This is a genomic window from Pelagibius sp., assembly GCF_965227505.1.
In the GTDB taxonomy this organism is placed as follows: Bacteria; Pseudomonadota; Alphaproteobacteria; order Kiloniellales; family Kiloniellaceae; genus Pelagibius.
In genome coordinates, this window is the sequence record NZ_OZ245757.1 from 3,259,247 (window position 1) to 3,273,918 (window position 14,672).

Genomic DNA, 14,672 nt, shown 5'->3' on the forward strand with positions numbered 1-14,672 from the left:
ACTGCTTAACCTTTTAGAGGCTAAACCTTTCGCCCAGGTAAACGCGGCGGACGTCCTCGTGGGCCACGATGGCGTCCGGTTCACCCTCCATCAGTACCACACCGTCGTGAATGATGTAGGCGCGGTCGACGATGTCCAGGGTTTCGCGGACGTTGTGATCGGTGATCAGCACACCGATGCCGCGGTCCTTGAGGTGGGAGACGAGATCGCGGATGTCGCCGACGGCGATAGGATCGATCCCGGCGAGCGGCTCGTCGAGCAGGATGAAGCTGGGCTGCGACGCCAGCGCGCGCGCGATCTCGACGCGCCGTCGCTCGCCGCCGGACAACGCTACCGCGGGCGTGCGCCGCAGATGGGTGATGGAGAACTCGGCGAGCAGGTTCTCCAGCGCCACCTCGCGCTTCTCGCGCTCCGGTTCGATAACCTCCAGCACGCCGCGGATGTTCTGCTCCACCGTGAGGCCGCGAAAGATCGACGCTTCCTGCGGCAGGTAGCCGATGCCCAGGCGCGCGCGGCGGTACATCGGCATGTCGGTGATGTCATGGCCGTCAAAGGTGACCCAGCCGTAGTCCGGCGCGATCAGTCCGGTAACGATGTAGAAGCAGGTGGTTTTGCCGGCGCCGTTGGGCCCCAGCAGTCCGACCGCCTCGCCCCGCTGCAGGGCCAGGCTCACGCCGCGCAGAACCGGGCGCTTCTTGAAGCTCTTGCCGATGTTGACGGCCATCAGGCCGGCGTTGTCCGCGACCAGACGCGGCCCTTCCGCAGTGCCCGCCGGGCGGTCAGGCTGCTGCGGGTCCGGCTGCGGTCCTCCGCTCGAAGCACTCACCAGGATTTTCCCCCTAAACGACCCATCGCATTCCTGTTACACCAAGTTCGCCGCGTCACCAAGGCCGCAGTGGCCGGCCGCAGGCAGGACAGTCCTAAAGTAGCACGGCCATAAAGTAGCAGCACGTCCCAGAGGCAGAAGCCGAAGGCGGGAGGGCGGGCCTGCACGCACTCAGGAGCCGCTGCCCCCCGTAACACTGCCCCCCGTACCACTGTCGCCCGCGCCATTGGCCCCTGCGCCATTGCCCTCTGCGGCATCGTCCGCTACGCCGCTCTCGGGGGCCGGGGCCGCGTCGAGGCTCTCTTCGCCTGCGTTCTCCGCGTCCGGCTCTTCCTCCTGCGGCTTGGACTTGGGCAGCACGATGGCCGAGACCCGTCCGCTCTGCTGACTGCTGCCCGGCGGCGCCCCCAGCAGCTTGCTGACGCCGGTAGCCATGTTGACCTCGGCATACTTGCCGTCGAGCTGGTTTTCGCCCTGGGTGATCTTCACGTCGCCGGTCAGCGTCGCCAGTTCCCTGTCGACGAAATAGGTTCCCTCGCTGCCGCGCACGTACTCCTTTGCGGTCAGGATCTCGACGTTGCCTTTGGCGTCGATGCGCCGGACTTCCATTTCGTTCTGCGCGTTCTCGACGAAGTTGGCGGTCAGAACGTCGGCGCGAATCTGCTTGTCTTCGTGATAGGCGCGGGCGTCACCGCGGGCCACGGCCTGCTGCTTGGCCTCCCAATACTCCAGGCTGTCGCGGGCGGTGAGCCGGTCCTTCTGGCCTTCCAGGCGCAGATCCTCGCCGGTCATGACGAATACCTGCTTCTCGATGTCGTACTGGCCTTTGTCGCCGTAGACGGTCCCCTCCGGCGAGCGGATTTCGACGTTGCCGGTGGCCTCCAGAAGAAAGATCTCGCTGTCGCCCTCCGCAGAGTCGCGGTAATAGGCGGTCAGGACCTCGGCCAGCACCTCGACGTCGCCGCTGGCCGCGCGGGCGTTGCCCCTGGCGATATAGGTCTTGTCGTTGCGGTTCCACTCGATCCCGTCCTCGGCATTGATCTCCAGCGGCTCGTCGCTTTCCTGGAGGTTGCCGATCGCCTGTGCCGCCGCGGTCTGCGGCTGCAGAGGCAAGGCCACCGCGAGGAACGCGGCCACGACGCAGGCAGCGGTCAGGATGGCGGATCTGCCCAAAGGGCCTGGCTTCTGCGCGGCGGTGGTCATCTCAGGCTCTCTTCGGCATCGGGGTAGATCAGCATGCGGCTCTTGCCGGTAAAGATGATGATCTGTCCCCGTTCTCTCAAGATAAAGCCTTCGGACTGCAGCTCGCCCGCCGGCCCCTGGCCGCTGACCGCGGTGTCGCCGGCGGCGCTGCCGTCGTTCAGGTCGACGCGGGCGGTTTCTGTGGTGATCTCGAAGCCTTTGTCGTGAGTCAGGTGTACGGTCCCGTTCAGGTCGAGGACTTCGACCTCCCGGTTGTAGTGACCGGTCCGTGCGGAGAGGGCGACAACGGCGCCCTCCGTGGTCTTGATGTTGGCGCGGGGGTGCTGCAGTTCGACCACGTCTTCGTTGTCCGGCGCCTGGTTGGCCATGTCCGCAATGACGTTGAAGGGCTGATTGTTTTCGTCGACCCCGCTGTAGTGCGCGTTCAGCATGCTGAGGGTCTTGGCCTGCTCCTCGGCGATCTTGGAGAAGTCGAGGCCCAGGCTGCGCTGGTCGGGAATGATCTGCGGCCAGGCGATCACCAGCAGGACCAAGCCGGTCGCCAGGGCCGGCAGCAGCAGCTTCATCGATGTGACGAAGAGGCTGTAGCTGTTGCGTCCGGAAAGGCGCGGCGGTTGCTCTGCGCCGCCTTCGGCTGTGCCGGAGGAAGCCTGCTTGGCCCCGCCGATGGTATCGATTGCCGCCTCTGCCATGGCCGTCCCTGCGCTCAGGCCACGCCTGCGCGCAGGCAGTCGTGCATGTGAAGGATACCGACCGGCACATCCGGGGAGACCTCCTCGTCAACGACGAAGACGCAGAGGAAGGGCGGGTTGCTGGTGTTCATGAGGGCCACAGCCTCGGCCGCCAGGGCGGAGGCGCGGATGGTCCGCGGCGCGGCGGTCATGACGTCTCTTGCCTGACAGCTCAGCAGCCCGTTGTCCATGTGGCGCCGCAGGTCGCCGTCGGTGATGATGCCGGTCAGGCGCCCGGCCTCGTCGACAATGCCGACGCAGCCGAAGTGGCCCTCGGTCATGACGAGGATCGCTTCCGACATCACAGTGTCGGGCGAGCAGAGCGGCAGGGCTTCGCGCCCGTGCATCAGATCGCTGACGCGCAGCAGCCGTTTGCCGAGGGTGCCGCCCGGATGCAGCAGCCTGAAGTCGCTGGCGGAGAAGCCCTTGCGGTCCAGCAGAGCCACCGCCAGGGCATCGCCCAGGGCCAGCATCATGGTGGTCGAGGTGGTCGGCGCCAGCCCCATGGGGCAGGCCTCCGGCGCCGCCGGCAGGATCAGCGGCACGTCGGCCGCCTCGGCCAGCGCGCTCTCCGCCTTCGCGGTGATGGCGATCATCGGGATCGAGAAGCGCTTGGCGTAGGTGACGATGTCGCTCAGTTCCAGCGTATTGCCGGAGTTCGACAAGGCGATCACCGCGTCTTCGGCGGTGATCATACCCAGGTCGCCGTGGCTGGCTTCCCCGGGATGGACGAACTGGGCCGGGGTGCCGGTCGAGGCCAGGGTGGCCGTGATCTTGCGGGCGATGTGGCCGCTCTTGCCCATTCCCGTGACCACCACCCGGCCCTTGACGGCGGCAAGGCGCTCGATGGCCTCGATGAAGCGGCCGTCCAGGCTGCGGGCGAGGGTGTTGAGCGCCTCGGCTTCCACGGAAAGCACCCGCGCCGCCACCGCCAGATCGGGACTCTTCACGCCGGCGCTCTCCACGTCATCGAGGTTTTCTGCGGGACAGGTACTTGCTTGTGCTTTCATGTCTTCACTTCTAGCTGCCAACATTCAGCCGCCGACCCCCTGTCGACTTCCGGCACCGGGGTGCCGCCCTCCGGTCCCGTGGACCGATGCGGGCCGCGCATACGCCCTGCGCAACACGGGCGCACTGCGATCACCGGGGCCCCCGCAAGGTGGCAGACCGATGAAGGCCTTGTCGCGGGCCGCCTGCCGGTCGTTGCTGCCGGTCGTACTGCCGGCCCCGCCCGCCAACTCATACGCCGCGGCGCTGCGCAACATCCCTTCCTTGCGTCTCGACGAAACGCCCCCGCCCGATGTTCGGCGCGGCGTTGCCGATTCGCCTGAATCGAAGGGATAGCACTCCTTTCCGGCTTCTACCAGACCTCCCGGGTGGCCGAATCATCCCGGGCTGCGCCACAGGGACGCTCCCGTCACGGCCGCCACCCTTCCCGTGCGGCCCTTCCCGTGTGGCCCTTCCCGTGTGGCCCTGCCCGTGCGGCTGCCTTAGTGAGCCAGAATGTCGATTTCGCCCCAGCCCGCCAGATCCAGCTCCGCCCGGGTCGGCAGAAAGCGGAAGCAGGCCTCCGCCAGGGCCTGACGCCCCTCGCGCTCCAACATGCCGTCCAACTTGGTCTTCAGTTGGTGCAGATACAAGACGTCGGAGGCGGCATAGGCCAGCTGGTCCTGGCTCAGTTCCCCGGCGCCCCAGTCGGAGGACTGCTGCTGTTTGGAGATCTCGACCCCGATCAGTTCGCGGCAGAGATCCTTCAGCCCGTGGCGGTCGGTATAGGTCCGCACCAGCTTGGAGGCGATCTTCGTGCAGTAGATCGGTCGGCAGTCCACCCCCAGGTACTGCCGGATGACCGCCACATCGAAGCGGGCGAAGTGGAACAGCTTGGTCACCTGCGGGTCCGCCAGCAGGGCTTTCAGATTGGGGGCGTCGTAGGCGCCCTTGGCGAACTGAACCAGATGACAGACGCCGTCGCCGCCGGAAAGCTGGATCAGGCAGAGCCGGTCGCGGGCCAGGGTCAAGCCCATGGTCTCGCTGTCGACGGCCACGGAGCCGTCGAAGGTGATTCCGTCCGGCAGGTCGCCGCGATGGAGATGGATTTCCGGATTTGGCACGGTCCCCTGCGGCCCCCCTCTTTCCTGTCTTGCGTCTTTCCTGTCTTGCGTCTTGCCTGTCTTGCGCCTTGGTTGTGCTCTTGGGTCTTTGTTCTGCCTTGGCGCTACAGGTCCCGGCTTTCTGCCTGGCTTCCCGGTCGGCTCCCCGGCCGGCGCTCCGAACGCCTCCGGGCGCGCAGATTCAGGGTCCTGCTTCGGCGCAGCCGCGCGGCAGGCCGAACGCCCAAGATAGGCGGTGAATTGAGGCTGTCAACTTACCCGGGGGCTTTGTATATATCCGCTTTGCGGGGCCGGTGCAGACCGCGTTCCGCCGGCCGCGCTCATGCCGCGACCGCAGACGGCGGATCGCCCGGGGAGCGGCGGCAGCGGTGAGATTTGGGGGCAACCGATATGAGCAGCGGTATCGTTACGGTCTTCGGCGGGTCCGGCTTTCTCGGCCGCTACGTCGTCCAACATCTGGCCCAGGACGGCTGGCAGATCCGCGTGGCCGTACGCCATCCCGCCCGGGCGGCCTTTCTGAAGCCGCTCGGGGATATCGGCCAGATCACGCCGCTTGCCGTGCCGGTGCAGGAGCCCGAGGCGGTTGCCGCCGCCCTGCATGGAGCCGATGCGGCGGTGAACCTGATCGGTCTGCTCTTCGAGAAAGGGCGCCAGCGCTTTCAGGCGGTGCACGTCGACGGCCCCAAGGTCATTGCCGAGCAGGCTGCGGCCGCGGGCCTCAAGGGGCTGGTGCAGGTCTCTGCAATCGGCGCCGATCCTGCGGCCGAGGCGGACTATGCCCGCACCAAAGGCGCGGGGGAGGCCGCGGTTCTGGCCGCCTTTCCGCAGGCGACGATCCTCAGGCCCAGCGTGGTGTTCGGGCCGGAAGACGGCTTCTTCAACCGTTTCGCCGAGATGTCGCGCATTGCGCCGGCCCTGCCGCTTGTCGGCGGCGGACTGACCCGGTTTCAGCCGGTCTACGTCGGCGACGTGGCGCGTGCCGTCGCCCTGGCGCTGAAGGACCCGGCCTGCCGCGGCAAGACCTACGAACTGGGCGGCCCCAAGGCCTACACCTTCAAGGCGCTGCTGGAACTGTTGATGGAAACCACCGGGCGGCGGCGCGCGCTGGTCACCCTGCCCTTCGGCCTGGCGCGGCTGCAGGCGCGCTTTCTGGAACTCTTGCCGGAGCCGCCGCTGACCCGCGATCAGGTGACCTTGCTGCGCAGCGACAACGTGGTGGGCGAGGGCGCCCTCACCCTGCGGGACCTGGGGATCGAGCCGACCGCGGTGGAGACCATCATCCCCACCTATCTCGACAAGTACCGCCGCGGCGGGCGGTTTTCGCAGGGCGCCCGTCCCTGACCGCTATCTTGGTTGTCACTCCGGCGGGGTGTCCGCGTCAGGTTCCGTAGACCCACCAGAGCAGTCCGGCGCCGAGCACGATCCGGTAGACCACGAAGGGCGTGAAGGAGGCCCGGCGCAGCCAGCCGACCATCAGCAGGATGGAAATCAGGGCCACCACGAAGGCCACCGCCCCGCCGACCAGGGCCTCGAAGCCCAGCAGCAGATCGCCGCTCTCGTAGAGCTCCAGGCCGGCCAGCGCGCCGGCGCCCAGGATGGCCGGGATCGCCAGCAGCAGCGAGAAGCGCGCGGCCTCGACCCGCTCGAAACCCAGAAAGCGCGCCGCTGTCATGGTGATGCCGGAGCGGCTGGTGCCGGGAATGAGCGCCAGCACCTGCGCGAACCCGATGATCAGCCCGGCCCGGACGGTCATGTGATCGAGCCGGCGCAGGGTCATGGCGCTGCGGTCGGCGGCATAGAGCAGCAAGCCGAAACCGAGCGTCGCCCAGCCGATCACCGCAGTGCTGCGCAGGTGCTGGGAGATCTGGTCCATGAACAGGCCGCCCACGGCGATCAGCGGCAGGCTGCCGAGAACGATCAGAACGCCGAGGCGCCCGGCGGGGGTCCAGCGCCCGATGGCCAGGCGGGCCATGCCGCCGCCGATCTGCCAGAGGTCCCGCCGGACGTAGACGCAGACCGCCAGCAGAGTGCCGACATGAACGGCGATGTCCAGGGTCAGCCGGTCCCCTGCCGACTCCTCGATGCCGTCCAGGTTCAGGCTGTCGAAGCCGTGCCAGGCGAGCACGAGATGGCCTGACGAGGAAATCGGCAGAAACTCCGTGATGCCCTGAATGATGGCCAGGATGACGATGTGGAGCAGGGGCAACGGGGTTCCTTCAGGATAAGGGCCAAAACAAAGGCCAGGGCAAAGGCCGGCGTAGGATCCTGCCGGCGGCCTGACCGCTGCAGGGCTGAGTCCTGGAGAATGAGCCCAAGACCGGTTTCAACAGGGTTAAGCGGAGGTGAATTTCCCGCGCGGCGCCTGTCATCACGCACCTCTTTGCCGGTTTCGCCCCGCCACTGCAGAGAGGGGCGCCTTAAAGGCGTTCATTTCAAGGGCGGCGGGTCAAGGGCGGCGGGGTTTCCGCCGGTCCGGTCAGCCGAATCGCGCCGGACGGCGGCGCGACGGGCGGGCTTATAGCACTCCCCCAAGGCGGCTCACAGCCTGGAGTTTGCCCACCAGCCGAGGCCACAGATTGAATTTTGGTACCGTTTCAGGACTAAATTTACCGGCGCTTCCGCGATCCAATGCGAAAGTTCCGTGACAGTTTCCCGCGGATTGGGTATTTATGTCAGTAATATTGACATACTTTGTTGTTTTTGCTCGCCCGGCGGGGCGGGTTCGTCTATAGACGGGCTCCACAAAGGGCGCTGAGCCGCCGCCATCCTGGTCTTCGGGGCCCGCTCTTTGAGAGGTGCTGCGCTGCGGATGGGGTGTGCCGTTGCGGTAAGGGGCTTGAGGGCCCAGGCGCAGGACGGCCGCAGGACGGCCAATGCCAACAAGAACATGAGCCGGCGGGTTCCGCAGAGTGCGGGACGCCGCCAAGGACGTGCAGAGATTTGGGGTAGGAGACGATGACCAATAAGATGCTGAAATTCGTCGACCTTGAGCGCGCCATGCCGGAGAAGCGCAGCGTCGATACGCGCCGGGCGGATTTCGGCGAGATCTACGAGGAATACGACCCCATTGCGGCCAAGGCCCAGGCCAGCCGCTGCTCCCAATGCGGCGTGCCCTTCTGCCAGGTCCACTGTCCGCTGCACAACAACATCCCGGATTGGCTGATGCTGACCGCCGAAGGGCGGCTGCGCGAGGCCTACGAGATGTCGCAGGCGACCAACAACTTCCCTGAGATCTGCGGGCGCATCTGCCCGCAGGACCGGCTCTGCGAAGGCAACTGCGTGATCGAGCAGGCCGGCCACGGGACGGTCACCATCGGCTCGGTCGAGAAGTACATCACCGACACCGCCTGGGAGGAGGGCTGGGTCGAGCCGGTGAAACCGCCGCAGGAGCGTCCGCAGTCGATCGGCATCATCGGCGCCGGTCCCGCCGGCATGGCCGCCGCCGAGGAGCTGCGCCGCAAGGGCTATCAGGCCCATGTCTACGACCGCTACGACCGCGTCGGCGGCCTCATGATCTACGGCATTCCGAATTTCAAGCTGGAGAAGGAGGTCGTCGAGAAGCGCAGCGACCTGCTGACCCGCGGCGGCGTGCAGTTCCATCTGAACAGCGATGTCGGCGGCGCCCTCGGCTTTGCCGAACTGCGCGAACGCCACGATGCGGTGCTGATCGCCACCGGTGTTTACAAGGCGCGTGACATCAAGGTGCCGGGGGTCGGGCTCGACAACGTTTTCGCCGCCATGGACTTCCTCACCGCCTCCAACCGCAAGGGCCTGGGCGATGCCGTGCCGGCCTTCGACGACGGTACGCTCAACGCCGCCGGCAAGGCAGTGGTGGTGATCGGCGGCGGCGACACCGCCATGGACTGCGTGCGCACCGCCGTGCGCCAGGGCGCCAAGTCGGTGCGCTGCCTCTACCGGCGCGACCGCAGGAACATGCCGGGCTCCCAGCGCGAGGTCGCCAACGCCGAGGAGGAAGGGGTTGAGTTCGTCTGGCTCTCGGCGCCGGAAGCCTTTCTCGGCGACTGCAAGGTCGAAGCCGTGCGCGCCCAGCGCGTCCACCTCGGCATGCCCGATGCCACCGGCCGCCAGACGCCGCAGATCCTGGAGAACTCCAGTTTCACGATGGAAGCGGACATGGTGATCAAGGCGCTCGGCTTCGATCCGGAAGACCTGCCGCAACTCTTCGATACGCCGGGGCTGGACGTCACCCGCTGGGGCACCGTGAAGACCGATTTCGCCACCATGATGACCAATCTGGACGGCGTCTTCGCCGCCGGGGATATCGTGCGCGGCGCCTCTCTGGTGGTCTGGGCCGTGCGCGACGGGCGCGACGCCGCCGAACAGATCCACCGCCATCTTCAGGCCAAGGCCGAAGCCGCCGCAGTCGCGGCCGAGTGATTTCCGGGGAGCGAGACGCATGACAAGGAAGACATCGCGGAAAGATGCCGCTGCCCGGATCGCCACCTGGCGCGACACGGCGCAAACGCTGGCCCGCGACGGCCTCTATGATCCGGCCGACGAACACGACGCCTGCGGCGTCGGGCTGGTCGCCTCCATCGACGGCAAGCCGCGCCGCGAGGTCGTGGAAGCCGGCATCGAAGCCCTGAAAGCGGTCTGGCACCGCGGTGCCGTGGACGCCGACGGTAAGACCGGCGACGGCGCCGGCATCCATCTGCAGATCCCGCAGGACTTCTTCCGCGAGCACGTGGAAGGCACCGGACATGAGCCCGGCGACGCGACCCTGGCGGTCGGCATGGTCTTTCTGCCGCGCACCGATTTCGGCGCGCAGGAGCGCTGCCGCGTGCTGGTGGAGCGCGAGATCCTGAACTTCGGTTACACCATCTACGGCTGGCGCCAGGTGCCGGTGAACACGGAGATCGTCGGCGAAAAGGCCAACGCCACCCGGCCCGAGATCGAACAGGTGATGATCGCCAACACGCGCGGCGTGTCGAACCCTCAGTTCGAAATCGATCTCTACATCATCCGCCGGCGCATCGAAAAGGCCGCGGAGGAGGAGTCGATCCAGGACTTCTACATCTGCTCGCTCTCCTGCCGCTCGGTCATCTACAAGGGCATGTTCCTGGCCGAACAGCTCTCGTCTTTCTACCCGGACCTTCTGGACGAGCGCTTCGCCTCCAACTTCGTCATCTTCCATCAGCGCTATTCGACCAACACCTTCCCGACCTGGCGGCTGGCCCAACCCTTCCGCATCTTCGCCCACAACGGCGAGATCAACACCCTGAAGGGCAACGTCAACTGGATGCAGGCGCATGAGTGCCGCATGGCCTCCGAGACCTTTGCCGACCACGTGGAAGACCTGAAGCCGGTGATCGCCGCGGGCTCCTCGGACTCCGCGGCGCTGGACGCGGTGGCCGAGCTGATGGTGCGCGCCGGGCGCCACCTGCCCATGGTGAAGACCATGCTGATCCCCGAGGCCTGGGGGCAGGACCCCTCCATGCCGCAGGCCCATCGCGATCTCTACAGCTACTGCAACGCGGTGATGGAGCCCTGGGACGGTCCGGCGGCGGTCTGCGGCTTCGGCGGCCGCTGGGCGGTGGCCGGGATGGACCGCAACGGCCTCAGGCCCATGCGCTACACCATCACCAACGACGGCCTGCTGTTTGCCGGCTCGGAAACCGGCATGGTGCGCATCGACGAACAGCGCATCGTCGAAAAGGGCCGGCTCGGCCCCGGCCAGATGATCGCCGTCGACCTGCACGAGGGCCGGCTGTACCACGACGGCGAGATCAAGGCCCATCTCGCCGAACAGAAGCCCTTCGGCGAGTGGATCGCCAACGTCACCTCCATCGATGACCTGCTGCGGCCGGACCACGGCGAGCCGGTCCGTTGGGAGGGCGAGGCCCTGCGCCGGCGCCAGCTCACCTACGGTCTCACGATGGAGGACCTTGAGCTGATCCTCCACCCCATGGTGGATGACGCGAAAGAGGCGATTGGATCCATGGGCGACGATACGCCGCTGGCCGTGCTCTCCAGCCGTTACCGCGGCATGCACCACTTCTTCCGCCAGAACTTCAGTCAGGTCACCAATCCGCCGATCGATTCCTTACGCGAACGCCGGGTGATGACCTTGAAGACGCGTCTGGGCAACCTCGGCAACATCCTGGACGAGGACGAGGCGCAACTGCGCCTGCTGCAGTTGGAATCGCCGGTGCTCTCCAACGCGGAGTTCGACGCCCTGCTGGTGCACATGGGCGATACGGCTGCCTCCATCGACTGCACCTTTCCGGCCGATGGTGGCGAAGCGGCCCTGGGCGAAGCCCTCGACCGCATCCGCCTGGAGGCGGAGAACGCCGTCCGCGAAGGCTGCGAGCACGTCATCCTCAGCGACGAGGCTGTCTCCGCCGGGCGCGCCGCCATTCCGATGATCCTGGCCACCGGCGCCGTGCACAGCCATCTTGTGAAGCAGAAGCTGCGGACCTTCGTGTCGCTGAACGTGCGCGCCGGCGAGTGCCTGGACGTGCACTATTTCGCCGTGCTGATCGGTGTCGGCGCCACCGCGGTGAATGCCTATCTGGCGCAGGAGTCCATGCCGAGCGCCACCGCCGCGGCCTCTTTGGGGATCGCCCCCTGGAGGACTGCGTGCAGCGCTACATCAAGGCGGTTGATGACGGCCTCCTGAAGATCATGTCCAAGATGGGCATTGCGGTGATCTCCTCCTACCGCGGCGGCTGCAATTTCGAGGCGGTGGGCCTCTCGCGGACCCTGGTGGACGAGTACTTCATGTCCATGCCCAGCCGGCTGTCCGGCATCGGCCTGACCGGTATCCAGCAGAAGGTCCTGGACCTCCATCAGCGCGCCTGGACCGAGGACTTCCTGGCGCTGCCGGTGGGCGGTTTCTTCCGCTACCGCCGCGGCGGCGAAAGCCACGCCTGGGAGGCGGGCCTGATCCACACCCTGCAGCACGCGGTGGCGACGGACTCCTACACCACCTACCGCAAGTTCTCCGACGGTGTGCACAGCCAGCCGCCGAGCAACCTGCGCGACCTTCTCGACTTCAAGGTGGCCGGCGTCGAGCCGGTTCCGATCGAAGAGGTCGAGTCGATCACCGCGATCCGCAAGCGCTTCGTCACGCCGGGCATGTCCCTGGGCGCACTCTCGCCGGAAGCGCACGGCACCCTCAACATCGCCATGAACCGCATCGGCGCGAAGTCGGATTCGGGCGAGGGCGGCGAGGACCCGGCGCGCTTCACCCCGCACGCCAACGGCGACAACGAGAACTCGGCCATCAAGCAGGTCGCCTCCGGGCGCTTCGGCGTCACCGCGCAGTACCTGAACCAGTGCCGCGAAATCGAGATCAAGGTGGCCCAGGGCGCCAAGCCCGGCGAAGGCGGCCAGCTGCCCGGCTTCAAGGTGACCGAGATGATCGCCAAGCTGCGCCACTCGACGCCGGGGGTGATGCTGATCTCGCCGCCGCCGCACCACGACATCTATTCCATCGAGGACCTGGCGCAGCTGATCTACGACCTGAAGCAGATCAATCCGGATGCCAAGGTCTGCGTGAAACTGGTGGCGCGCTCGGGCATCGGCACGATTGCGGCGGGTGTCGCCAAGGCCAAGGCCGACGTGATCCTGATTTCCGGCAACACAGGCGGCACCGGCGCCTCGCCACAGACGTCGATCAAGTTCGCCGGCGTACCCTGGGAGATGGGGCTTTCGGAGGTGAGCCAGGTGCTGACCCTGAACCGCCTGCGCCACAACATCACCCTGCGCACCGACGGCGGCATCAAGACCGGCCGCGACGTGGTGATCGCCGCCATGCTGGGGGCCGAGGAGTTCGGCGTCGGCACCGCCTCGCTGGTGGCGATGGGCTGCATCATGGTGCGGCAGTGCCACTCCAACACCTGCCCGGTGGGCGTCTGCGTTCAGGACGAGGCGCTGCGCAAGAAGTTCACAGGGACGCCGGAAAAGGTGGTGAACCTCTTCAGCTTCATCGCCGAGGAGGTGCGCGAGATCCTGGCGCAGCTGGGCGTGCGCAGCCTGAACGAGATCATCGGGCGGAGCGACCTGCTGATGCAGGTCAGCCGCGGCGCCGCCCATCTGGACGATCTTGACCTGAACCCGCTGCTGGTGCGCGCCGATGCCGGCGACGATCCGACCTATTGCACGCTCGAGGGCCGCAACGAGGTGCCGGAGACCCTGGACGCGCAGATCATCGAGGATGCGGAGCCGCTGTTCAAGGACGGCGAGAAGATGCAGTTGCAGTACTCGATCCGCAACACGCACCGCGCCATCGGTACCAAGCTCTCGGCCATGATCACCCGCCAGTTCGGCATGACCGGGCTGGACGCCGGCCACGTCACCGTGCGGCTGCGCGGCTCGGCGGGCCAGTCGCTCGGCGCCTTTGCGGTGCAGGGCCTGAAGCTGGAGGTCTTCGGCGACGCCAATGACTACGTCGGCAAGGGGCTGTCCGGCGGCACCATCGTGGTGCGCCCGCTCACCTCCAGCCGTCTGGCGAGCAACGAGAACACCATCATCGGCAACACGGTGCTCTATGGCGCCACCGGCGGCAATCTCTACGCCGCCGGCCAGGCCGGCGAGCGGTTTTGTGTCCGTAACTCGGCCGCCGTTGCGGTGGTGGAGGGCTGCGGCTCCAACGGCTGCGAGTACATGACCGGCGGTGTCGCGGTGATCCTGGGCTCCGTCGGGGCCAACTTCGCTGCGGGCATGTCCGGCGGCATGGCCTTCATCTACGACGTCGACGACTTGTTGCCGGAGCGCATCAACGCGGAGTCCGTAATCTACCAGCGGATCGAGACCGATTACTGGGAAAACGGCCTGCGGGAGCTGATCTCCGAGCACTGGCGCGAGACCCAGTCGGCCTTTGCCCAGCAGCTTCTGGTGGACTGGCAGCATGTGAAGGGCCGTTTCTGGCAGGTCGTGCCCAAGGAGATGGTGCACCGCCTCGCCCATCCGGTCACCCGCGCGGCGGCGGAAGCTGCGGAGGCGCAGCGCGCCTGATCCCAAAGAGGGCGGCGCAGCGCCCCTCTGCGCCGCAGCCGGCTGCAGCGTCCGGTGGTGGTGCGCGGGCTGATGCAGCCGTGTCCCCCTTTTTGCCCCCAAACGCGCCTGTTCACCTGTGGGTCTAGACCCTATAGTCCGCGGCCATGCGCCAGCTCTATCACCTCGCCATCGACCCCGCTTGCCGGGCCGTCCGCGTCATGCTGGCGGAAAAGGGCATCGACTGTGAGCTGAGGACCGAAAAGGTGTGGGAGCGGCGCGAGGTCTTCCTGCACATGAACCCGGCCGGCCAGGTGCCGGTTTTCATCGACGAGGACGGCACGGCGATTCCCGGGGCGACTGTGATCGCCGAGTACCTGGAGGAAGCCTATCCCGAGCCGACCCTGCTGGGCACGGACTCGCTGGACCGAGCGGAGGTGCGCCGCCTGGAAAGCTGGTTCGCCGAGAAGTTCCACCGCGAGGTGACGGTGAACCTGGTCGAAGAGAAGATCATGAAGCGCTTCCTCGGGCTGGGCACGCCCAACTCCGCCGCCATCCGCGCCGGCCTCGCCAACATTCACTATCACCTGGAGTACATCGGCTGGCTCTGCGACCGCAGGCGCTGGCTGGCCGGGGACTTCTTCTCCCGCGCCGACATCGCCGCGGCCTGTCAGATCTCCGCCGTCGACTACCTGGGCGACGTTCCCTGGACCCGTCATGCCGGCGCCAAGGACTGGTACGCCCGCATCAAGTCGCGCCCCAGCTTCCGCGCCATCCTGGCCGACCACATCTCCGGCGCCCGCCCCCCCAAGCACTACGCCGACCTGGATTTTTAGGGAGGTT

Annotated in this window: 9 protein-coding genes and 1 pseudogene; 4 read left to right on the plus strand and 6 right to left on the minus strand. The window is 66.9% G+C overall.

Going from position 1 to position 14,672, the window contains the following annotated elements; all coding sequences use genetic code 11:
• Window positions 1–13: 13 nt before the first annotated feature.
• The 5 genes from lptB to ACO06P_RS15550 form a co-directional block, all read right to left on the minus strand.
• Window positions 14–826, minus strand: coding sequence for an LPS export ABC transporter ATP-binding protein (lptB, locus tag ACO06P_RS15530; protein ID WP_420346142.1), 813 nt, complete (start codon window positions 824–826; stop codon window positions 14–16).
• A 171-nt stretch (window positions 827–997) separates the two neighbouring features.
• A complete protein-coding gene (locus tag ACO06P_RS15535; RefSeq protein WP_420346143.1) occupies window positions 998–2,029 on the minus strand; it encodes an LptA/OstA family protein in 1,032 nt (343 codons plus the stop codon).
• Complete coding sequence (lptC, locus tag ACO06P_RS15540) at window positions 2,026–2,721, minus strand: LPS export ABC transporter periplasmic protein LptC (RefSeq protein ID WP_420346144.1); 696 nt, start codon at window positions 2,719–2,721, stop codon at window positions 2,026–2,028. Before lptC ends, ACO06P_RS15535 begins: the two co-directional genes overlap by 4 nt.
• Before the next feature lie 14 nt (window positions 2,722–2,735).
• Window positions 2,736–3,770, minus strand: coding sequence for a KpsF/GutQ family sugar-phosphate isomerase (locus ACO06P_RS15545; RefSeq protein WP_420346145.1), 1,035 nt, complete (start codon window positions 3,768–3,770; stop codon window positions 2,736–2,738).
• 480 nt (window positions 3,771–4,250) lie between these two features.
• Entirely contained in the window at window positions 4,251–4,871 is a 621-nt protein-coding gene (locus ACO06P_RS15550) for a ribonuclease D (protein WP_420346146.1), read from the minus strand.
• Between the two features lie 390 nt (window positions 4,872–5,261).
• On the opposite strand from ACO06P_RS15550, the gene ACO06P_RS15555 reads away from it, so the two are divergent.
• On the plus strand, window positions 5,262–6,212 hold the full coding sequence (locus ACO06P_RS15555; RefSeq protein WP_420346147.1) for a complex I NDUFA9 subunit family protein: 951 nt from the start codon (window positions 5,262–5,264) through the stop codon (window positions 6,210–6,212).
• A 37-nt stretch (window positions 6,213–6,249) separates the two neighbouring features.
• On the opposite strand, the gene ACO06P_RS15560 is transcribed toward ACO06P_RS15555, so the two are convergent.
• Entirely contained in the window at window positions 6,250–7,077 is an 828-nt protein-coding gene (locus ACO06P_RS15560; protein WP_420346148.1) for an undecaprenyl-diphosphate phosphatase, read from the minus strand.
• A 749-nt stretch (window positions 7,078–7,826) separates the two neighbouring features.
• Between ACO06P_RS15560 and ACO06P_RS15565 the strand changes: the two genes are divergently transcribed.
• The 3 genes and pseudogenes from ACO06P_RS15565 (at window position 7,827) to ACO06P_RS15575 (ending at window position 14,665) form a co-directional block, all read left to right on the plus strand.
• Window positions 7,827–9,269 (plus strand): NAD(P)-dependent oxidoreductase, encoded by a 1,443-nt coding sequence (locus ACO06P_RS15565; protein ID WP_420346149.1) that lies wholly within the window; start codon window positions 7,827–7,829, stop codon window positions 9,267–9,269.
• 19 nt (window positions 9,270–9,288) lie between these two features.
• Window positions 9,289–13,850: pseudogene (gene gltB / locus ACO06P_RS15570) on the plus strand (glutamate synthase large subunit).
• Between the two features lie 146 nt (window positions 13,851–13,996).
• Window positions 13,997–14,665, plus strand: coding sequence for a glutathione S-transferase family protein (locus tag ACO06P_RS15575; protein WP_420346151.1), 669 nt, complete (start codon window positions 13,997–13,999; stop codon window positions 14,663–14,665).
• Window positions 14,666–14,672: the final 7 nt, after the last annotated feature.